19 protein-coding genes are annotated in these 19,062 nt (G+C 48.9%); 13 read left to right on the top strand and 6 right to left on the bottom strand.

Annotation, left to right across the window (positions count from 1 at the left end; genetic code table 11):
- Positions 1–144: 144 nt before the first annotated feature.
- Entirely contained in the window at positions 145–1,020 is an 876-nt protein-coding gene (locus tag EDC56_RS13540) for a LysR family transcriptional regulator (protein WP_123713109.1), read from the bottom strand.
- 141 nt (positions 1,021–1,161) lie between these two features.
- Here EDC56_RS13540 and EDC56_RS13535 point away from each other — a divergent pair, with 141 nt between their 5' ends.
- Positions 1,162–1,581: a PACE efflux transporter gene (locus EDC56_RS13535; RefSeq protein WP_123713108.1), complete on the top strand. Its 420-nt coding sequence runs from the start codon at positions 1,162–1,164 to the stop codon at positions 1,579–1,581.
- A gap of 35 nt (positions 1,582–1,616) precedes the next feature.
- Here the strand turns inward: EDC56_RS13535 and EDC56_RS13530 are convergent, their stop codons facing one another.
- Positions 1,617–2,816 (bottom strand): iron-containing alcohol dehydrogenase, encoded by a 1,200-nt coding sequence (locus EDC56_RS13530; RefSeq protein WP_123713107.1) that lies wholly within the window; start codon positions 2,814–2,816, stop codon positions 1,617–1,619.
- Between the two features lie 290 nt (positions 2,817–3,106).
- Between EDC56_RS13530 and EDC56_RS13525 the strand changes: the two genes are divergently transcribed.
- The 12 genes from EDC56_RS13525 (at position 3,107) to EDC56_RS13470 (ending at position 14,563) form a co-directional block, all read left to right on the top strand.
- The gene (locus tag EDC56_RS13525; protein ID WP_148059413.1) at positions 3,107–3,793 is read left to right on the top strand and encodes a tRNA (adenine(22)-N(1))-methyltransferase TrmK; all 687 of its coding nucleotides are present in this window, start codon (positions 3,107–3,109) and stop codon (positions 3,791–3,793) included.
- Between the two features lie 87 nt (positions 3,794–3,880).
- Positions 3,881–4,891: a Gfo/Idh/MocA family protein gene (locus EDC56_RS13520; protein ID WP_123713105.1), complete on the top strand. Its 1,011-nt coding sequence runs from the start codon at positions 3,881–3,883 to the stop codon at positions 4,889–4,891.
- The gene (locus EDC56_RS13515) at positions 4,888–5,376 is read left to right on the top strand and encodes an acyltransferase (protein ID WP_123713104.1); all 489 of its coding nucleotides are present in this window, start codon (positions 4,888–4,890) and stop codon (positions 5,374–5,376) included. Before EDC56_RS13520 ends, EDC56_RS13515 begins: the two co-directional genes overlap by 4 nt.
- Positions 5,369–6,469 carry a DegT/DnrJ/EryC1/StrS family aminotransferase gene (locus EDC56_RS13510; RefSeq protein WP_123713103.1) on the top strand — a complete coding sequence of 367 codons (1,101 nt, stop codon included), beginning with the start codon at positions 5,369–5,371 and terminating at the stop codon, positions 6,467–6,469. The genes EDC56_RS13515 and EDC56_RS13510 overlap by 8 nt, the downstream gene beginning before the upstream one ends.
- Positions 6,466–7,470: a dTDP-glucose 4,6-dehydratase gene (locus EDC56_RS13505; protein WP_123713102.1), complete on the top strand. Its 1,005-nt coding sequence runs from the start codon at positions 6,466–6,468 to the stop codon at positions 7,468–7,470. The genes EDC56_RS13510 and EDC56_RS13505 overlap by 4 nt, the downstream gene beginning before the upstream one ends.
- Positions 7,467–8,705, top strand: coding sequence for a DegT/DnrJ/EryC1/StrS family aminotransferase (locus EDC56_RS13500; protein WP_123713101.1), 1,239 nt, complete (start codon positions 7,467–7,469; stop codon positions 8,703–8,705). Before EDC56_RS13505 ends, EDC56_RS13500 begins: the two co-directional genes overlap by 4 nt.
- A complete protein-coding gene (locus EDC56_RS13495) occupies positions 8,693–9,691 on the top strand; it encodes a hypothetical protein (protein WP_123713100.1) in 999 nt (332 codons plus the stop codon). Before EDC56_RS13500 ends, EDC56_RS13495 begins: the two co-directional genes overlap by 13 nt.
- Position 9,692: 1 nt before the next feature.
- A complete protein-coding gene (locus EDC56_RS13490) occupies positions 9,693–10,649 on the top strand; it encodes a GNAT family N-acetyltransferase (RefSeq protein ID WP_123713099.1) in 957 nt (318 codons plus the stop codon).
- Positions 10,650–10,666: 17 nt separating this feature from the next.
- Positions 10,667–11,572 (top strand): class I SAM-dependent methyltransferase, encoded by a 906-nt coding sequence (locus EDC56_RS13485; protein ID WP_123713098.1) that lies wholly within the window; start codon positions 10,667–10,669, stop codon positions 11,570–11,572.
- Between the two features lie 58 nt (positions 11,573–11,630).
- A complete protein-coding gene (locus EDC56_RS13480; RefSeq protein ID WP_123713097.1) occupies positions 11,631–12,557 on the top strand; it encodes a glycosyltransferase family 2 protein in 927 nt (308 codons plus the stop codon).
- Positions 12,557–12,949 (top strand): DMT family transporter, encoded by a 393-nt coding sequence (locus EDC56_RS13475; protein ID WP_123713096.1) that lies wholly within the window; start codon positions 12,557–12,559, stop codon positions 12,947–12,949. Before EDC56_RS13480 ends, EDC56_RS13475 begins: the two co-directional genes overlap by 1 nt.
- A gap of 72 nt (positions 12,950–13,021) precedes the next feature.
- Positions 13,022–14,563, top strand: a complete 1,542-nt coding sequence (locus tag EDC56_RS13470; protein ID WP_123713095.1) for a hypothetical protein — start codon at positions 13,022–13,024, stop codon at positions 14,561–14,563.
- On the opposite strand, the gene EDC56_RS13465 is transcribed toward EDC56_RS13470, so the two are convergent.
- The 4 genes from EDC56_RS13465 to EDC56_RS13450 all read right to left on the bottom strand — a co-directional run bounded on the left by EDC56_RS13465 (position 14,560) and on the right by EDC56_RS13450 (position 18,967).
- Positions 14,560–16,479, bottom strand: coding sequence for a monovalent cation:proton antiporter-2 (CPA2) family protein (locus EDC56_RS13465; protein WP_123713094.1), 1,920 nt, complete (start codon positions 16,477–16,479; stop codon positions 14,560–14,562). The two genes, EDC56_RS13470 and EDC56_RS13465, sit on opposite strands and share 4 nt — an antisense overlap.
- Complete coding sequence (locus tag EDC56_RS13460; protein ID WP_123713093.1) at positions 16,476–17,099, bottom strand: NAD(P)H-dependent oxidoreductase; 624 nt, start codon at positions 17,097–17,099, stop codon at positions 16,476–16,478. Before EDC56_RS13460 ends, EDC56_RS13465 begins: the two co-directional genes overlap by 4 nt.
- Positions 17,100–17,204: 105 nt before the next feature.
- Positions 17,205–17,600, bottom strand: coding sequence for a hypothetical protein (locus EDC56_RS13455; RefSeq protein WP_123713092.1), 396 nt, complete (start codon positions 17,598–17,600; stop codon positions 17,205–17,207).
- A gap of 20 nt (positions 17,601–17,620) precedes the next feature.
- Positions 17,621–18,967, bottom strand: coding sequence for a class II 3-deoxy-7-phosphoheptulonate synthase (locus EDC56_RS13450; RefSeq protein ID WP_245980704.1), 1,347 nt, complete (start codon positions 18,965–18,967; stop codon positions 17,621–17,623).
- Between the last annotated feature and the right edge of the window lie 95 nt (positions 18,968–19,062).

Here is a 19,062-nt window from a genome sequence, read left to right as displayed (position 1 = left end):
TTTTTGGTTTTGTAAAAATGCTTGTGTTAGTGGTTTTGCGGGTAGCGGTAGGTGTAATTGCTGACTGAGGTTGTGTTATTGTTTTTGCGCTTAAGGCTTTTTTAGAAAATATCTAGAGGATGATCTGATTAGACTGATAGGTGATCAGAATAGATGCTGGATTTGGTGTGATAACCACTGTAAAGCGTCGCTCATCACAGCATTTTTTGGCAATACGCGTTCGACAGGAACGCTCCAGGGCTGATGGTCGAAGCTCAGTGGTAGACGGTATAGGTTACCGTTATCGATTTCTTGTTCAACGAGGTGGCAGGGGATGTAACACCAACCGAGGCCTTGCCTGACTAGCTCTCGTAGTAGAAAGAAGTTATTGCCAGACCATGTTCTGGGTGACAGAGAGTTAAATTGTGCGAGTCCGCGCCCGTCTCCTCCTTTGAGCATGAGTTGTCGGTGGGGGATGAGGTCGCTAATGGTAATGTTATCTACGCGACTCAAGGGGTGATCTGGACTTATAACGGCGTAGAAGGGGAGGTTGCCGAGAAAACATAGATCGACACTATCAGGAAAGTCCATGTCAGCGAACATCAAGCCGAGGTGGGCGCGCCCGTCGGTGACCGCAGCAATCACATCGGGGCTTGCTATGGCGTTGATCTCCAGTGCGATTGTTGGGTACTTGCTTGAAAAATCAGAAAGAATGCCTTCCAGTGCAGGCATGATTAACGCTTCATCGACGGCGATAACCAACTCAGTCTGTACACAGCCTTGCAGCGCCTCAGCAGCAAGCTTTAATTCCTGAGATTGATGCAGTACAGCTTTGGCATAGCTCAGTAACTGCTCGCCCTGCGGTGTCAGCTGTGGTTTGCGTGGGCGGCGGTCAAAGAGCTCATTATCAAGATCAAGTTCGAGATTTGCGATGGCCTGGCTGATGGCCGATTGGGCCTTGTTAAGTTGGCGGGCACACGCTGAGAACGACCCTGTATCGGCGACGGTGACAAATATTTTAAGCTGCTCAAGACTGTACATGGAGGTTGCCGTTAATTGATTATGCTGGATTAATCTGGCTAGCCCTCATCTTACTATCATAATTACTGATAGTAACTAACTTTCTATTATCGGTTTTTTCTATACTATTCCCCCATAATCGATAATATTGGAGATTGTTAGGTGTCTTTTAAGGAGCGTATTTTTCACACGCTGATGTTCGAATTGTGTTCGTTATTGCTCATCGTGCCCGCTGCAGTACTCTTTACCGGTAAGAGCCCATGGGCGATGACCGGGTTGGCACTGGCGATATCTCTGTTGGCGATGAGCTGGAACTACCTCTATAACATTCTTTTTGACCTTTACTATGGTCATGACCGCTTAGCGCGAACATTATCTTTACGGATTTGGCATGGGACGTTATTTGAGGGGGGGTTGTTAGTAGTGACATTACCCCTGATGATGTGGGTCTTACAGCTGGATTTCTGGACTGTCTTTATTATGGATGTCGGTCTTGCGGCGTTCTATCTGCTTTATGCAATTGCTTATAATTATGCCTATGACCACCTTCGTGCGCGTTACATAAGAACACGTGAAAGCTAAAGGACATGCCCCGCTTCGCAGGGCATGGCGTTAACCTAGGACGGCTTGTCGAGTAACTTTTTTAGAATCTGCTCGCATTGTGACTTGCTCATGTTTTTCGGCACGGGATAGTTACCGAAGGCTTCCTTAATCGCACGCTTGGCTAAGAGAGGAATGTCCTCTTCTTTCAACTCAGGAAAAGTCTGTTGAATATTTAGACTGGCGTTCAGTGCTTTTACGCCGGCGATAAACTTATGCGCGGCAGCGACTTGTGTGTCGTTCTCGTCGGCAAGGTTTGCCGCCACAGCAAGCTCAGCATACCTGCCGAGTGACGCCTCAAAGGAAAATTCGAGTATGTGGGGCAGAATTACCGCATTCGCGAGACCATGGGTGATGTGGTAGTAACCACCCAGCTGATGAGCGATAGCGTGAACATAACCCAGTGATGCGCGAGTAAAGGCGGCGCCGGCATTGTAGCTAGCGATCGCCATCTCACTGCGCGCTTCCATATCGTCACCATGGCTATAGGCACGCGGAAGGTTGGCAAAGATACGTTTGACGGCATCGTAGCCATAGGCTTTAGTGACTTCGGTGGCATGTTTACCGATGTATGATTCGACAGCGTGTGTCAGTGCATCGATACCGGTTTCTGCGGTAATCTTAGCGGGCAAGCCGCGCATCAACGCCGGATCCAAAATGGCTGCATCAGGCACTAGCACAGGGTCGACCATGGCGAATTTCTGCTTGATCTTGGGGTCGGTGACAACGGCAGCGAGAGTGCATTCTGATCCCGTACCGGCGGTGGTAGGGATGGCTATAAACGGCGGTAGGGCTTTGCGAATACGCAAGGTGCCGCAGAGTTTTTTGGCGCTTTTCTTCTTCTTGACATGGCAGGCGCCAATCGCCTTCGCACAGTCCATCGGTGAACCACCACCGAGTGCGATGATGGCACCACAAGATTCTTGTTGGTAGACATGAAGGCCACGCTCGATTAGATCAAGCGTTGGATCGGGAGTGACCTCGTCGAAGACTGCGTAGTCAATGCCTGCGGCATCGAGAGAGTCGGTAAGTTGTTTGACAAGGCCGAGCTGGACTAACATCGCATCGGTAATGATAAGCGGCTTGTGGCCGTTGACTTGTTGTAACACTTCAGCTGTGGCGGCGATCTTACCTTCGCCTTCAACTAACAGTGGAAGTGGTATATCAAGTACCTTATTGGCATGGCGGCGTATCTCGATGATAATGTTTGATAGCATGAAAAGTCCCGTTTGTTTGCTGAGTGTAATCTGACGCTGTAGCGAGTGACCCTAAGGTCTTATTAATTATCAGCGAGTATGTTATTGGTGTATCAACCTTATTCTCAAATGAGAACGTATCTCGCGCCTTGATGTACGTCAGTGTTGACGGCAAGTACTTTACCCTCTAACAGAAATGTAACACAATCAAATTTTGTAGGGACAGAAAGAAAGATTGCAGTTTGATTCGTTATCTGACGATTTGTTTGTGTTTTTTTGCTAACTTACTGCCGAAATTATTGTTCGGTTTGATGATGCATACTCTCCCTAAGCTCAGCCCAAGATTACACGCTATTTTTTCTTTGATACAGCAAGTCGGTCCAGTTGATTATGTATGGGATGGCTGTTGTGATCACGGTTACTTGGGAATGCACATTCTCGATAGCAAACTATCTGGTCATCTATTTTTTGTGGATCAGCTTGAACATATTATAGCTCCGTTGGCGGCTAAGTTAAGCCACTTAGGCCTGCAAGGTTACTCATTGCTGACGATGGACTGTGGGCAGCTATCGTTGATGCAACCAGGCAGTCGGTTGGTGGTTATCGCAGGGGTGGGTGGGCGTGCATTGGTTGATATGTTGCGCTCGTTAAAGCAGCGTCATCAGGGGCAGCGCCTACAATTTATTGTTTGTGCAGCTAACTGTGTCTATGAGCTACGTGAATACTTGGCCGCAGAGTGTTACAGCCTTCTTAGTGAGCAGATTGTCAGTGACCGAGGTCGCCAGTATGAGGTGATTCATCTCGGCCTGAACGGCTGTGGACATGAAAAAGAGAGTGGTGAGGAGCGGGTGACTGCTGTTGGCAAGATGTGGCAGCAGGGCAACAAGGATCACTTGGCGTATCAGCAACGGCTGTTGGCGCATTATCAGCGTCAAGTCCTCAATAGTGATAGCCTGTGGTTACAGGGAATTATTGCTGCCTATGAGCGTTGCCTATAGCGATTGTGCCTGTGCTCTCGTCAATCATTGACTAAGCCTTTAGTTAATCTACTTTTAAAGGAGAGCGTGCGAGCTAAGGTAGGCCGAATGATTAACATAGGGGTAATAGGTTACGGTTATTGGGGGCCTAATATTGTCCGGAATATCATGGAGACGGAAGGGGCCTCGGTCAGCGTTGTCTGCGACAAAAACGAGGAGGCTTACCAACATCTAAAGAAGCTGCACCCTGCGGTGAAGTGTGTCGTCGACGCCGAGCAAGTGTTTATTGATGACCACCTCGATGCTATTGCTATTATAACGCCAGTTTCCAGTCACTACGCGTTAGCGAGGCGGGCGCTAGAGTCAGGTAAACATCTGTTCGTCGAAAAACCTTTTACGAAGACCTCGCAGCAAGCTAAGACTCTAATCAAGTTGGCGCGTGAGAAGGGCCTGCTTATCATGGTTGATCACACCTTTGTGTTTACCGGGGCAGTGAAAGAGATTAAGCAGATCATCGATAGCGGCGGCATTGGTGAGCTCTCATATTACGACTCGACGCGGGTGAATCTCGGCTTGTTTCAACACGATGTGAATGTCATCTGGGACTTAGGCCCGCACGACTTTTCAATCATGGATTATATCGTACCACTGAAACCGCTGGCGTTATCGGCCCACGGCATCAGTCACTACGAGCGTGAAGATGAAGATATTGCCTATGTGACGATCTATTTTGAAGAGAAGTTTATCGCTCACTTTAGCTTCAATTGGTTGTCACCGGTAAAGATTAGAGATGTGATGATCGGCGGTACGACTAAGAAAATTCTATGGAATGATCTAGCGATCGACGAGAAAATTAAAATCTACGATAAGAGCGTGCATTTTGGCAAGGTCAGTGCGGAACAGCGCTGTGAGTTGTTGGTGGACTACCGAGTCAACGGTATGTACTCACCGAAAATCCCTCAGGCCGAGGCATTGGCGAGTGAGTTTGCGTACTTTGTCGAATGTATTGAAAACAGTCGCACGCCCTTTAATGACGGCGAGGCAGGGCTAAGGGTCGTACAGCTTTTGGAGGCAACTGATCGGTCGATTAAAAATGGGGGCGAGCTGGTTAACCTATGACGAATGACTATCAGTCTATAGAAGGGGTAGAGCTCGGAGATGACATCCGGTTAGGGCGTTTCATTAATCTCTATGGTTGTAAGATAGGTGATTGCTGCACGATTGGTGCGTTTGTCGAGATTCAAAAAAACGCCACGATTGGTCACCACTGTAAAATATCATCACACAGTTTTGTCTGTGAAGGCGTGATTGTTGCTGAAAATTGCTTTATTGGTCATGGTGTTATGTTTATCAACGATAAAAAGCCTAGATCGGTAAATAGCTTAGGGGAGCTAGAGGCTGACCATGATTGGATATCGCGTCTAGTGAAAACGGAAATTGGCCGTGCAGTTTCTATTGGGTCTAACGCTACAATTATGGGTGGTGTGACTATTGGTGATAATGCCCTGGTGGGGGCAGGGAGTGTGGTGACTAAAAGTATTCCGGCTAATCAGGTATGGGCTGGTAACCCAGCGCGCTTTTTACGCTATATTGACGATGATTAAATTCGTCGATTTGAAGGCTCAGTACCAACAGCTCAAGCCTGAGATTGATCAGGCTATTGAGCGTGTCTTAGCGGACTGTGCCTTTGCTGATGGGCCCTATGTGGCGGACTTTGAGCGAGCCTTCGCTAAAGCACAGCAAGCCCCGCACTGTGAAGCCGTCAGTTCAGGAACAGCGGCACTGCATCTTGCTGTTGTGGCTCTAGAGATTGGTCAAAATGACGAGGTCATTGTGCCGGCCAATACTTTTTTTGCAACGCCAGAAGCAGTAAGCCTTGCAGGGGCGACACCGGTTTTTGTCGATTGTGAATCGAGTTTCTACCAAATTGATTGCGATAAGATAGAGGCAGCGATAACCGCGAGGACAAAGGCTATTATTGTCGTCCATCTTTACGGTCAGCCAATGGCTATGGAAAAGGTGATCGCCGTTGCTAAAAAACACCGGTTATTGATCATCGAAGATTGTGCGCAGGCACACTTGGCGAGCTATCACGGCGAGGCTGTGGGTAGTAAAGGGGGGGTGGGTTGCTTTAGTTTTTATCCCGGAAAGAATCTTGGTGCCTATGGTGAGGGAGGGGCTGTGGTGACATCAGATGCCGATATTGCTGAACGGGTGAAGGCGTTAAAGAATCATGGTTCAACGCGAAAATATCATCATGATTATATTGGTATGAATTATCGTATGTCAGGCTTTCAAGGCGCGATACTGACCATAAAACTTCAGTATTTGCAGGCATGGACTAGGCGTCGTAGCGCCTTGGCGGCGCAGTATCGTGAGCAATTAGCGGCGATAAAGCAGATTATATTGCCCGCCGAGCTTGCTGGCGCACGACATGTCTACCACTTGTTTGTGATCCGGAGTACGCGACGCGACGCGTTACAGAGTTACCTACAGCAGCGCGGGATTCAGACGGGCATACACTACCCGGTGCCATGTCATTTACAGGGGGCATATAAGAGCCTTGGCTATAACGTCGGCTCGATGCCTTGTGCAGAGCAGCTGGCGCAGGAGATCTTATCTTTGCCTTTGTATCCGGAATTGAAAGATGAAGAGCTGAATACGGTTTGCAGAGCAATCAAGGAGTTTTACCTATGAGCTTTGCCAATAAGAAAGTGCTAGTGACAGGAGGGGCAGGGTTTATCGGTTCACATTTGGTCGATGTTTTATTGGCGGCCAACTACGATGTTAAGGTCTTGGATAACCTGAGCAACGGTAAAATTGACAATATTAAACAGCATTTCGGTGACGAAAACTTCGAATTCATGTTGGGAAATATTACCCAGCGGGAGGATATAGAGGAGGCCATGAGTGGCGTCAGTGTGGTGTATCATCTGGCTACCCTCGGCGTGAGGCACTCATTAAAACATCCGTATGATAATCATAAGGTGAATGCTGAAGGCACCTTGCTATTGCTCCAGACAGCACGTGCTGTGGGTGTCGAGCGCTTTATTTACTGTTCCTCTTCCGAAGTCTATGGCACGGCGCGCACGGTGCCGATGGATGAACATCATTCACTGTATCCACGAACAGTTTACGGTGCAAGCAAGCTTGCTGGTGAGTGTTACACGCGGGCATATGCCACCTCCTTTGCGATGAATACGGTTGTGGTGAGACCCTTTAATACTTTTGGCCCGCGCTCACATCACGAGGGGGATGCGGGGGAGTTGATTCCTAAGTCGATTGTTAGAGCGCTTAACAGTGAGTCGATACTGATCTTTGGCCTTGGCTCAATTACCCGTGACTTCACTTACGTGGAAGATACCGCGAGGGCTTTGGCTGCGGTAATGCTCGACGCTAAAGAGGATGCGGGAGAGACCTATAATGTGGGCAGTCATTTTGAGTTATCTATAAGAGAGGTGGCTGACACGATTCTTAAGATGATGGTTAATAGTGGCTCAAAAATAGTTCACTGCGAAGATAGGCCCGGTGATGTGGAGCGCTTATATGCCGATGCTAGTAAGTTTATTCGTTGTTATGACTGGCAGCCTGAATACTCTTTCGAGCAGGGCTTGTTGAAAACAATTGACTGGTTTAAGTCACAACCGCAGGGGCGTCAAGCGCTATTGAAGGAAGAGAAAGGGGTTAACTGGCAATGAAGCCTATCCCACTGTCTAAGCCCTTTCTAGGCGCAGAGGAGGTCGCTGAGGTAACGGCGGTACTGCAATCAGGGTGGGTGACCCAGGGGCCGAAAGTGCAGGCGTTTGAAGAGGCTTTTGCCTGCTATGTGGGGGCTCAACACGCCTGCGCCGTGTCCAGCTGCACAACAGCTCTGCATCTTGCGTTGCTCACAGTCGGTGTACAGCCGGGTGATGTCGTAGTGACGGTGAGCCACTCTTATATCGCCACCAGCAATGCTATTCGTCACTGCCAAGCGGAGCCAGTCTTTGTCGATGTTGATTCCGACACTTTCACGCTCAGCCCGCAAGCATTGGAAACATTGTTACGAGATAAATTCGATGACGTTGGGGGCGAGCTCTATTACCGAGATATTGATGCGTTGATGTTAGAAGAATCCCCCTTGCATCATGTAAGGGGCAGGTTGGGTCGATTAGGGGCTTTGCTGGTTGTCCATCAGATTGGTATGCCCTGTGATATGCAGCGTATTAATGCGCTAGCTCGAGCGTATCAGCTACCGGTTGTAGAAGATGCGGCCTGTGCGGTTGGTTCAGAGCATTGTATTGATCAGCGTTGGCAAAAAATAGGCTCTCCATCGGGTGCTATTGCTTGCTTCTCCTTTCATCCCCGCAAAGTTTTAACGACAGGTGATGGGGGGATGCTGACGACAAACAATCACCACTACGACCAACAGTTTCGTACTTTGCGCCATCATGGCATGTGCGTGAGCGATCTTGAGCGGCATCATGCAAATGAAGTGACCGTCGCCGAGCACACGACGACGGGTTACAACTACAGGATGACTGACATTCAAGCTGCTGTTGGGTTGGCACAGCTGCAAAGGATGCCGGAATTTATCGGCAGGCGTGTTGAAATGGCGGCGTTGTACCGTAAAAAATTAGCAGAAATTGATTGGCTTAATCCGCCGTTTGAGCCGTCGTATGCTCGTCCCAATTGGCAGAGTTACGCCGTGACAATGTTGGCACATGCCCCGCTAAGCCAGCAGGCATTCTTGCAACACCTGAAGGAGCAGGGCATATCCGCGCAACCCGGTATTATGAATGCCCATCAACAGCGCCCCTATTGTCGGCAAGGTTATCAACTACCGGAGAGTGAGGCTGCGCGGAGGCAGGTAGTGTTACTGCCCTGCTATCACGGTTTAAGTGATGAAGATATTAACGAGGTCGTTGAGGTGATTAAGCGATGCGCCTCGTAAAGGAAAAGATTGGGCAGGCTGTACAACGTTTGCAGCTGGATCTCAGCGGTAAAATTGTGCTGACGGAAGCCGCAACAGGCCCTTATTCAGTAACGGCTATCATTGCGGCGCTAGCAGGAGCAAAGGTATATGCTTACGCCAAAGACACGCGCTATGGAACCGTCAGCGATGTTTTTAGTAGCATGCAGGCTATGATGGCGATGTTCGATGGCTTGGATATTACGCTTGTGGATGTGTTGACGAAAGAACTGCTGTCTCAGGCCGATATTATAACGAACTCAGGGCATCTCAGGCCATTAGACAGCAGTAAGCTACAACACGCTAAGCCAGGTCTCGTCATCCCCATGATGTATGAAGCTTGGGAATTGCGTAATGACGATATCGATATGGATTATTGTCGTAGGCAGCAAATAGTTGTTGTTGCTACTGATGAACGAGCTGCCAATGTTGGCGTCTTTGATTATCTCGGCGACATGGCAGTAAAACTCATTTTTGATGCGGGTTGTTGCTTGCAGAACAACAGTTTTGTACTCATTTGTAATAACGACTTTGGCCCGTATATTGCCGCTCGTGTCTCCAAATTGTGCGATCGGCTGGGTATCATCGATATTGAAGATAATAAGGCGAGGTATAGTTTAAATGAACACTGCGAGTGGCTGAGTAATTACCCTGATATTACCATCCCAGAGTATTATGCAAATGCAGAGGCCATAATATTTACCGCTGCACCCTTTACCAAAGAACATATTGCCCGTGCAGGTGATATCCCAGTAGAGGTTCTGGCTAGAGTATTTAACCAGCCTTTGGTGTTACGTTTTGCCGGTGATCTGAATACCGCTGATCTCGATCGTTTAGGGATTGATTACTATCCGCAAAAGGTACGCTCAGGACACATGGGGATACTGCCTTCTGATATAGGTTTTGACCCCATCATTCGTTTACAGGCTGGTAGCTTATGGTCTGCTGCTGCCGCGTTGGGGAATTAGTATGGTGGAAGTCTCGGTGTTCAAGGAGGGGGACGAGACGCTTTGGGATGCCTTCGTCACTTGCGCCAATAATGGCACGTTGTTCCATACGATGAAGTTCCTTCGCTATCATCCGCCGACACGTTTTGATAACCATCATTTGATGTTTCACCGTGCAGATAGTCTGGTCGCTGTTTTACCTGGGGCAATTGTGGGCGGGCAGAGTTATCAGTCGCCTTGCGGTGCATCGTATGGTGGTCTGGTTCTTGATAAGGGGCTTGGTTTAGAGGATTGCATTGCCATCATCGAGGCACTTGTTGAGTATTGCACGGAGCTAGGTTTGAAAGATATCGAGTTGACGGGGGTGCCACGAGATTACTGGTGTTCATACGATGACCATCTTGACTATGGTCTGTTATATCACGGTTTTCAGTGCCAGAGTACGGTGCTTAACTATGTCATCGATCTTAGGCTTGATGCTGTTGAAGAAACATTTAGTAAAAATATTCGTCGAGATATTCGCCAAAATATTCGCCGAGGGGTAAGCGTGCAGAGGGGGGAGCTGGATGAGCTGGACGTGTTCTATCAGATGCTGCGCGATAATAAAGCCAAGAACCATGCTGTTGCGACACACTCTGAAGAAGAGCTGAGGCATTTAGTGCGACATTTTCCCGCGACGATTGAGATCTATTTTGCCCGCCTAGAGCAGGAGTGCATCGGAGCTATTGTACTGTTTCACTGTAATGACAACGCGGCGCTTACTTTCTATATTTGTCATAGGGAAGCGTTTTCGTCATTTTGTCCGGCAACGTTGTTGATTGCTCACCTGACAGAACTCTGTAAGGCCAGAGGCTGTCGTGCGTTGGACTTGGGGCCAAGCACCTGGCCAGACATGACCTTACATGAAGGCCTTATACACTATAAACAACGGTTTTCAGCCCGCGGGATGCGCCGCGATAGCTGGAAACTCAGCCTTTAGCTCACAGGAGTTAGGATGTGTGGAAGGAAGATGTTTTAGTCGACCAAAAAGGCTATCGCCTTATTGATGGCATCTACAGCCGTGGTGAGGTTATCGGCAATAGTAACGTCGACAAGATGTTGTTGGCTCCAGGAACCGATTTCCACTCACGGGTGAGGGTGCCGGGTAGCCAAAGTTATTTTGACTGCGCTGTTGTTTATCATTACTTAGAGAGACTGTTTAAAGGTTTCAGTGCGAAGACTGTGCTCGATGTCGGCTGTGGCGATGGTCGGGTGACGACGTGGTTGTTGGAAAATACAGCGGCGAATATCGTCGCTGTTGATTGCAGCTTGGACTCATTGCGTCGGCTACAACGTCGTTACTTAGCGCAGTCTGAGGGTTATGAGCGCAGGGTACTTTTACTGCAGTGTAATGTGGTTGATATACCTTTAAGAGAAAATAGCTGTGATTTTGTCTGGGCCTTTGAGTCACTTTATTATTTGTTAGAGGATTATCAACGGGGTATCAATGAGCTCAGCAGGATTTTGACTGATCAAGGCTTGCTGGCTAATTGTGATCGGGACTACGAATACGGGCTGATCTATGAGCTGCTAAATAAGGGCCCAGAGGCTCTGCTGGCAGCAGATAAAACAAAGTTGATGCCGGAGCCGGGAGAAGAGGGAGACTTACAGGCGAGACTATTAACTCGACGAGAGATCCGCCAGGCTCTCAAGGCGAATGAATTATATGTGATGGCTGAGAGTCCAGTGCCTGCGATATCTGTGATGGTCTCATACTTGAATAGTCGCGGTTTATTTGTCGACGAAATTCAGCGCTATTCGGCGGAGATGGTGTCACTGTTCCTTAAATTGTTGCCGGAAACGGCGTTTTGTAAGTCAACGATTTTCTGGTCTTCAAAGAGTCAGCGTGGCGCGCCATTTTAGTGTGTGGCAAGTCTTATTGGTTGTTGTCGGTTAGGCACTTTAGTTAGAAGGGGAGAGGATGATTACACTGGTTATTTCCGCCTATAACGAAGCAGAAAATATTGCAGAGACGATCGCGGAGCTCCGAACAGTGTTGGGTACTCTCAATATCGCTAGCTACGAGATTATTGTCGTTGATGACCACTCTACCGATAACACTTTCGCTATCGTAGAGGCGTTCGCCGATACAGCCGTTAAGTGCATTTACCTCAGTAAACGAATGGGTTCACATACGGCAGAGCGTGTGGGTTTAAGGTACGCGCAGGGTGATGCTGTGATCTGTATGTCTGCCGATGGCCAGGATGGGCCTGAGTCGATCGAGCTATTACTGGCGAAGTGTCGTGAGGGTTACAATTTGGTTTGGGCATTACGTAAGAATCGAGATGAAGGGCTTGCTCAGCGTTTTTGTGCTTATGTTTTCTATAAGGTGCTCTTCTTCCTGACAAGGACAAGCAATGTTGATATTGATTTATCGAAGGCTGACTTCTATCTGTTAGATCGAAAAGTGGTGGATGCTGTTAATCGATGCACTGAGCTTAATACGTCTCTTTTTGGCTTATTAGTTTGGTGCGGCTTTAAACAAGGTGCCATTGAGTATGTTCGAGGCCGTCGACGTTCAGGCCGCTCCAAGTGGAGTTTTTCCTCTAAAGTCGATCTTGCGCTCAATTGGATTGTCGCTTTTTCGGGGATTCCCCTCAGGCTAACGGCTTACGTTGGCTCGCTAGTGTCGCTGGCAGGATTCATCTACGCTATTTATATCGTTTATGTTGCGTTGTCTGGGCACCCGGTTGAAGGCTGGGCCTCTTTGATGGTGGTTGTGCTGATTTTAGGTGGAATGAACCTGATGGTGCTGGGCATCGTTGGACACTACTTATGGGCAAATATCGAGGAGACTCGTAGCAGGCCGCTATATTTTATAGAGAAGAGGACTTTTGGAGATGAGTGATGAGTGCTAAGGATTTTGTTTTTAGCTGGGGAATGGTCTTCGCCTATGTGTTGCTAAATGCTTACGGAGCATTAGTCATCAAATACAAGATTAATCAGTTGGGCGCTGTAAGTTTTGAGAGTATGGAACAGAGCTTACAGTACTTCTTACGGCTCTTTACCTCACCCTTGATTCTCACAGGCTTGCTTGCCATTTTCGTCTCGGCGATAGCTTGGATGGCCGCTTTGTCTCGGTTAGATTTGTCATCGGCCTACCCCGTTGCGGTAGGCCTTAATTTTGTACTGGTGATTAGTGTCGCCTTCCTGTCTTTTCGTGAGCCCGTATCGGCCCTTAAATTAGTCGCTATTTCATTGATATTATTTGGTGTTTTTCTCCTTTATCGTGATTGGTGACAGGCATCGTGTGTTTGAATGGCTGTTTGAGGTATGCAGGTGAAGTGAGCTATGTCTTGACGAGGGGGCTCTATGGAAACGGTAAATGCTGAGCCCGCAGCACGTGAAGGCGAGCCGCTGATACTGCGAAACCAGTTATTGCTACTCTTTTGTCTCGCACTGTTAGTCCGGCTGGCTTTTTATGAGGCCTTTCCGCATATCATTCGTGGAGATGCCATCACCTATAGTCAGGGAAGTTATAATTTTGCTCACGGGCTTCCCTTCGATGACTTCTGGTATTCCCTGTTTTATTGGTGGCAGTGGCCTTTTCAATTAGTCTTTGTCGATAAAGAGCAAGCCTCTGTCTTCAGTACACTGGTCGCGGGAAGTGTTTTGGTGGTCTTGGCGGTGTATATCACTGACCGAATATTTTCCTCCTGGCGAGTGAACGTACTGTCTGGCTTGCTCTTAATCACTCACCCCCGACTGATAGAGTATTCGCTAAACGGTTATGCCGAGATGTTCTTTTGTTTGTGTTTTGTCATCGGGTTACTGGGAGCGATCGTTCTGTTGACTGATCTTCGCCGCCGTTGGGCGCTACTCTGGGGTTTGGGTTTTGGGTTGTATTTTTGCGTTCGGCAGGAATCTATTACAGCTTATTTTCTATCTTTGGGTGTGTTTTTGTTGGGCTACTATTTTTCAGGAGCGCGCAGGCCACTATGTAAGGTGTTGAGTTTAATAATATACTCCCTCTTTGGCGGGGTTGTGGTTATAGTTATTTATGCCTCGGTCTCTCAGCTCAATTACGACACACTCGGTTTATTGCAGAAGTCTGATGTCCCAGCGCTGACTAATTTACCAAGCGAATATTTGCAGGCGTTAGGCGTATTGCTGCATCGGTTTGTTATTAATATTGCTCTTTGCCTGTTGTATTTTCCTATTTATTTCATCTTGAGTCCGAGTTTGTTGTGGGTGTTTTACTGTCTTTATGTACGGGATAGAAACCTCTTCTCGCTGAGCAACCTCATGCTGTCTGTGATGCTTTTTTGGCCTTTTTTGTTTTTCTGTTTGATCATTCCGCCGCAGGATAACTATGAGTTTAGGTATTATATCGCGGCCCTCGTGCCGCTGTTGATCTACGGTGCGCTCGGTCTTGTCTTGGCGTGGGATTCGTTCGCAGTGAAGAAGGTGTGGCGCTCGTTCTTAATCGCGTTTGTCGTTGTATCTCTGCTGCTTCACCTGGGGGTGGCAATTTATCAGGCGGAGCGTTTAACTCGAAGAAACGATATACATTTCACTGTTGCTCGCTGGCTTGATCAGCACGTGCCCGTGTCGGAGACGATCGTCGGTAGTCGTTCTGGTTATATCGCTAATACAGTTTACTTTAGTGCTCAACCGCAGTTTTATTATCGGCCGAAGAGTGATGATTTAGATGTTCTGCTAGAATATATGCGCTCAAACAACCACCGTTGGCTAGTGATTTATGAACAGTACTTAGCAGATTCCGAGCCGGCTCTGTTAACGGTACTGCAGCAGGGTATCCCTGGAATGAAGCAGCTAGAGGAGTTTATTGACCCGTACTCAAAGCAACGGGTACAAGTATTCTACCTCGCTAGCGAAGACGCTCGGCGTTAGAGCTCTTCTTCGTCACCCTTCTCATAGCCTTTTGGTGGTGGGCTCCAGCTGCGCTCTTTGTTGCTCTTGACGCTATAGCGGTCCTGCTTCATTTCGTTGCTAATGCTCTCTTCAAGTTGCATGAATAACTTACTAAAGGAAGCGCTAAACTTAGCGTCATCGGTGTTGTCTCGCCATAGCTCATAAAGCGCTTGCTTGTGACGGGCTTCGGTACTTAGAAAGCGTGATTTTTTCTGGTGAGCGCGAAAGGGGTGGAAGCCAAGCTGGCGTAGAGCGTGCTCGCCCAAGTATAAGGCGGAATGATAAGTTTCACTGACAACAACATCGGCACCGGCATTACGCAGCTCATAGCCGTGGCCACGGTCAAAAGCGCGAGCCAAAACTTTCAGTTTGGGATAGCTTCGTTTGAGAAAATGCACTAGTTCTGTGGTGCGTTCACGATCATCGATACAGGCGACAAAAAGATCCGCCTGCTCAATACCAGCAGTGTGTAGTAGTTGTGGGTTAGTGGCATCGCCATAATAACTTTTTGTTTCTATGCGGCGCATGATGTCAATTTGCCGGACCTGTTGGTCGAGCATGACGGTCTTGATATCGTTACTTGTTAGTAGACGATTAACAATCTGGCCGAAGCGGCCTGCCCCTGCGACGATAACACTGCCCAGCTCGTCGATATCGTCGGCCTGATGTTGATTGCTGTCACTTTGATAGCGTGGTAACACGACCTTCTCATAGAAGATAAATAGTGCGGGCGTTAGAAACATAGACAGCGCTACTACAGGTGAGAGTAAGTGAGCGAGCTCTGCCGGTATGACGTGCTGTTGCGTGGTATAGCTTAATAACACGAAACCGAACTCTCCTGCTTGGGCGAGAGATAAGGCAAGTAACCAGCGGTTGCTATTACCTATTTTGAATAATATCGCAAGCAACCATAAAACGGCTGTCTTTATGAGCATGACGGAGAGGGCGATGCCGACGATAAATAAGAAGTTATCGGCTAGTAAGCTAAAGTCGAGGCCAGCTCCGACAGTGATAAAGAATAAGCCAAGTAATAAACCTTTAAAGGGCTCTATATTCGCTTCAAGCTCGTGGCGGAATTCGCTGTTTGCTAGCACGACACCCGCAAGGAAGGTTCCAAGGGCAGGGGATAGACCGACCAAGCTCATTAACGCTGCGATGCCAATTACCAATGTCAGGGCAGTAGCGGTAAATATCTCGTGCAGCCCTGAACTGGCGACATAGCGGAATAATGGTCGGCTGAGGTAGTGGCCGCCAACAACGAGGGCGCTGATCGTTGCCAAGATGGCTATTCCGTAAGCCCAGGAAGGCAGCCCCGCAACAAGGGAGAGCTGTGGGTGCTGCTCGCTCGAGCTTGCCAGTGCGGTTGCAGCATCGATTAACTCTGGCAGTGCAAGCATTGGGATGAGGGCAAGCATGGGGATAACGGCGATGTCTTGGAAGAGCAACACGGAAAACGCATTCTTGCCTCCCTCGGTACGAGACAGGCCTTTCTCGTTAAAGGTTTGTAGAACGATGGCAGTAGAGGAGAGCGAGAAGATCAGGCCGATAGCTAATGATATGCTCCAACTCAAGCCTAAGAAAGTTGCCCCTGCAGTGATGATAGCGGTAGTGAGGCCGAGTTGTAGGCCTCCCAGACCAATTAGCTTGTTACGCATGTCCCAAAGCATGCGGGGCTCAAGTTCGAGGCCAACCAAGAAGAGCATCATGACGACGCCAAACTCGGCAAAGTGTTGGATGGTGTTAGTTTCCTGCCCAACTAACCCTGTGATAGGGCCGATGACAACACCGGCGATAAGATAGCCAAGCACAGAGCCAAGACCAAGACGTTTGGCTAAGGGAACAAAGATGATTGCGGCAAAGAGATAAATGAAGCTTTGTACGAGATAACCAGTCATCGATGGTTTCCTAGAAGGCGACTGAGGTCTTGGTTGAGCAAGGGCAATTGCTGAGCGGCGTCGATGTCTATATGACCTTCTCGCAGTGCAGTGAGAAGCTGCTGCCAGTCTTCGAGATGCTGTGATAGCCGCCCCTCATCTATCGCACTGCGGGCACCAAACAGAGCAAAAGGTGGCAGATAGCGCATGCCTGTTAGTTGCGCCATCTGCTCTATGGGGAGTAAGAACTCCTTCAGCGTAAATTTATTTTTGCAGTCATACTGATAGGCACCCTGTTGGCCTCCAGTGGTTACGGCACAGAAGAAATGCTTACCCTGTAGCGCATTGCCGCCAGCGCCATAGGCAAAGCCATATTCAAGCACGAGGTCCTGCCACTCTTTGAGTAATGCCGGGGTTGAATACCAGTAGAGAGGGAACATGAAGATGATTATTTCGTGCTCAAGGAGGCGCTGCTGTTCGATGTCGGCATCGATCGAAAAATGCGGGTACTCACGATAGAGGTCGATACAGGTGACACCGGGCGTTTGCTGCGCACGATTAAATAGCGGTAGGTTAACCTCAGAGCGGTGTAATGAGGGATGGGCGAAGAGCAGTAATATGTTGTTTGTGCTTGTGGTCATGAGGACTCTTTGAGTTAAGGGCAAGAAGAGCCATTGCTGATCATGAAAATACTCAGCAGTTTTGTTTGCTTCTCGTCGTTTGCTGACTCACGTTTAGATGAAAAATTACGGTTCGAGTTTGTAGGCTGCGCCGTCTTCGCTTTCAAGCTCATTAACGGCCTTGAAGCCAAGGGCTTCAGCTGAGGATAGTTGCCCAGTGTCTATTTCGTGCAGGTAGATGTCGAGGGTAGGTGCACCACATAGGGCAATAACAAACATGCCGGTGAGGTGACCACGCTTCGAGCTGTTGACTGTAATATTGTGCTCGCGTAACTGATCGGCTGAGTCCAGTAGACTGATACCGGAGCCAGGTTCACACTGCCGGGCTCCGGTACTGCTGTAGACCCATGTAGGAGTGTCGGTAACGGCTATGGTATCGTGGGGCGTAGGCCCAGCCATATACGTTTGACTACAGCCAGCCATGAGGGCAACTCCAGCGCCCCCCAAAATCCTTTTTAGCATAATGCACCTCCTTTATTCTATTAGCGTAATAATTCGGCCACCAAGAAGGCCAGTTCTAATCCTTGGTCACCGTTTAGACGTGGGTCACACTGAGTCTTGTAGCACTGTTCTAAGTCAGATTCGCTGATACCGGTTATGCCGCCGATGCACTCGGTGACGTGTTCGCCTGTAAGCTCAAGGTGAACGCCGCCGGCGACACTTCCTTCGGCCTGATGGACGGCAAAGAAACCTTTGATTTCACGAATGATGTTGTTGAAGTCACGGGTCTTATAGCCATGCTTGGTACTTTGGGTGTTGCCGTGCATAGGGTCAGAGATCCAGCACACGTTTCGCCCATCGCGTTTTAAATCGCGGACCAACGGCGGTAACAATTGCTCGATATTGTCCGCCCCCATGCGACTAATGAGTGTGATACGACCTGAGGCATTATCAGGGTTCAGCGTATCGAGCAGTGGCAGAATACTATCGCTGGTCGCTGTAGGGCCGACTTTGATGCCCACTGGGTTGCTGAGTCCACGAAGGAATTCGACATGCGCGCTGTTAAGCTGGCGAGTGCGCTCACCAATCCAGAGCATATGTCCAGAGCCGCCATAGAAGTCACCATTACGATCTTGTCGTACCAACGCCTGCTCATACTCAAGTAGAAGTGCTTCGTGCGAGCAGAACAGGTCTACTTGATGCAGTGAGGGAGTATTGCTGGTATTGATGCCGACTACATTCATGAAGGCGAGAGACTGCTCGATTTGAGCGGTGACCTCTTGATAGGTTGCACTAGCCTGACTATTGGCGACGAAGGCACGATTCCACTGTTTGACCTGGTTGAGGTCGGCCTCACCTGATGACGACAGGGCTCGCAATAGGTTGAGGCCACAAGCTGAAAAGTGATAGGCCTGCAGCATGCGTTGTGGGTCGGGTACTCTCGCCTCAGCGGTGAAATCGACGCCGTTTATAATGTCGCCACGATAGCTAGGGAGGCTTTGGTCACCGCGACTCTCTTTATCGCTGGAGCGTGGTTTGGCATATTGCCCGGCAATGCGCCCGAGCTTAATGACAGGGCGCTCCAAACCATGGGTCAGTACCACCGCCATCTGCAGGATTTGTTGGAAGGTTGCACGAAGCTTAGTCTCGCCAAAATCATTAAAGCTCTCGGCACAGTCGCCAGCCTGTAGGAGGAAGGCTTCGCCGCGTTCGGCCATGGCCAGCTGCTGTCGCAACCGTTGTATTTCCTCTGGAAGAACCAGCGCAGGCATACCACGTAAGCTCTGGGTTACCGATGAGAGTGATGCTTGATCGTGGTAGTGAGGCATTTGTAGCCCTGTTTGCTGTCTCCAGCTATCAGGCTGCCATGAGCTTTTGGAAGTGGTCACGCTATCTCCGACACGTTGTACTGCTGAGGCGCTAGTGTAGTGGCTGGGGTGGGGTAGTGGTCAAGCGGTTCGTGAATTAAAAGCTTGTCTAGCCA

The sequence above is a fragment of the Sinobacterium caligoides genome, from assembly GCF_003752585.1.
Lineage (GTDB): Bacteria > Pseudomonadota > Gammaproteobacteria > Pseudomonadales > Sinobacteriaceae > Sinobacterium > Sinobacterium caligoides.
The sequence above is the reverse complement of the archived record's forward strand: the minus strand, read 5'-3'. Positions and strand labels throughout refer to the sequence as shown.

Bases quoted from the DNA above. Each gene is read 5' to 3' on its own strand.
- EDC56_RS13470 (WP_123713095.1), top strand. From the start codon at position 13,022: ATGGAAACGGTAAATGCTGAGCCCGCAGCACGTGAAGGCGAGCCGCTG.
- EDC56_RS13520 (WP_123713105.1), top strand. From the start codon at position 3,881: ATGATTAACATAGGGGTAATAGGTTACGGTTATTGGGGGCCTAATATT.
- EDC56_RS13540 (WP_123713109.1), bottom strand. From the start codon at position 1,020: ATGTACAGTCTTGAGCAGCTTAAAATATTTGTCACCGTCGCCGATACA.
- EDC56_RS13465 (WP_123713094.1), bottom strand. From the start codon at position 16,479: ATGACTGGTTATCTCGTACAAAGCTTCATTTATCTCTTTGCCGCAATC.
- EDC56_RS13515 (WP_123713104.1), top strand. From the start codon at position 4,888: ATGACGAATGACTATCAGTCTATAGAAGGGGTAGAGCTCGGAGATGAC.
- EDC56_RS13505 (WP_123713102.1), top strand. From the start codon at position 6,466: ATGAGCTTTGCCAATAAGAAAGTGCTAGTGACAGGAGGGGCAGGGTTT.
- EDC56_RS13455 (WP_123713092.1), bottom strand. From the start codon at position 17,600: ATGCTAAAAAGGATTTTGGGGGGCGCTGGAGTTGCCCTCATGGCTGGC.
- EDC56_RS13460 (WP_123713093.1), bottom strand. From the start codon at position 17,099: ATGACCACAAGCACAAACAACATATTACTGCTCTTCGCCCATCCCTCA.
- EDC56_RS13530 (WP_123713107.1), bottom strand. From the start codon at position 2,816: ATGCTATCAAACATTATCATCGAGATACGCCGCCATGCCAATAAGGTA.
- EDC56_RS13525 (WP_148059413.1), top strand. From the start codon at position 3,107: ATGATGCATACTCTCCCTAAGCTCAGCCCAAGATTACACGCTATTTTT.
- EDC56_RS13495 (WP_123713100.1), top strand. From the start codon at position 8,693: ATGCGCCTCGTAAAGGAAAAGATTGGGCAGGCTGTACAACGTTTGCAG.
- EDC56_RS13490 (WP_123713099.1), top strand. From the start codon at position 9,693: ATGGTGGAAGTCTCGGTGTTCAAGGAGGGGGACGAGACGCTTTGGGAT.
- EDC56_RS13475 (WP_123713096.1), top strand. From the start codon at position 12,557: ATGAGTGCTAAGGATTTTGTTTTTAGCTGGGGAATGGTCTTCGCCTAT.
- EDC56_RS13500 (WP_123713101.1), top strand. From the start codon at position 7,467: ATGAAGCCTATCCCACTGTCTAAGCCCTTTCTAGGCGCAGAGGAGGTC.
- EDC56_RS13510 (WP_123713103.1), top strand. From the start codon at position 5,369: ATGATTAAATTCGTCGATTTGAAGGCTCAGTACCAACAGCTCAAGCCT.
- EDC56_RS13480 (WP_123713097.1), top strand. From the start codon at position 11,631: ATGATTACACTGGTTATTTCCGCCTATAACGAAGCAGAAAATATTGCA.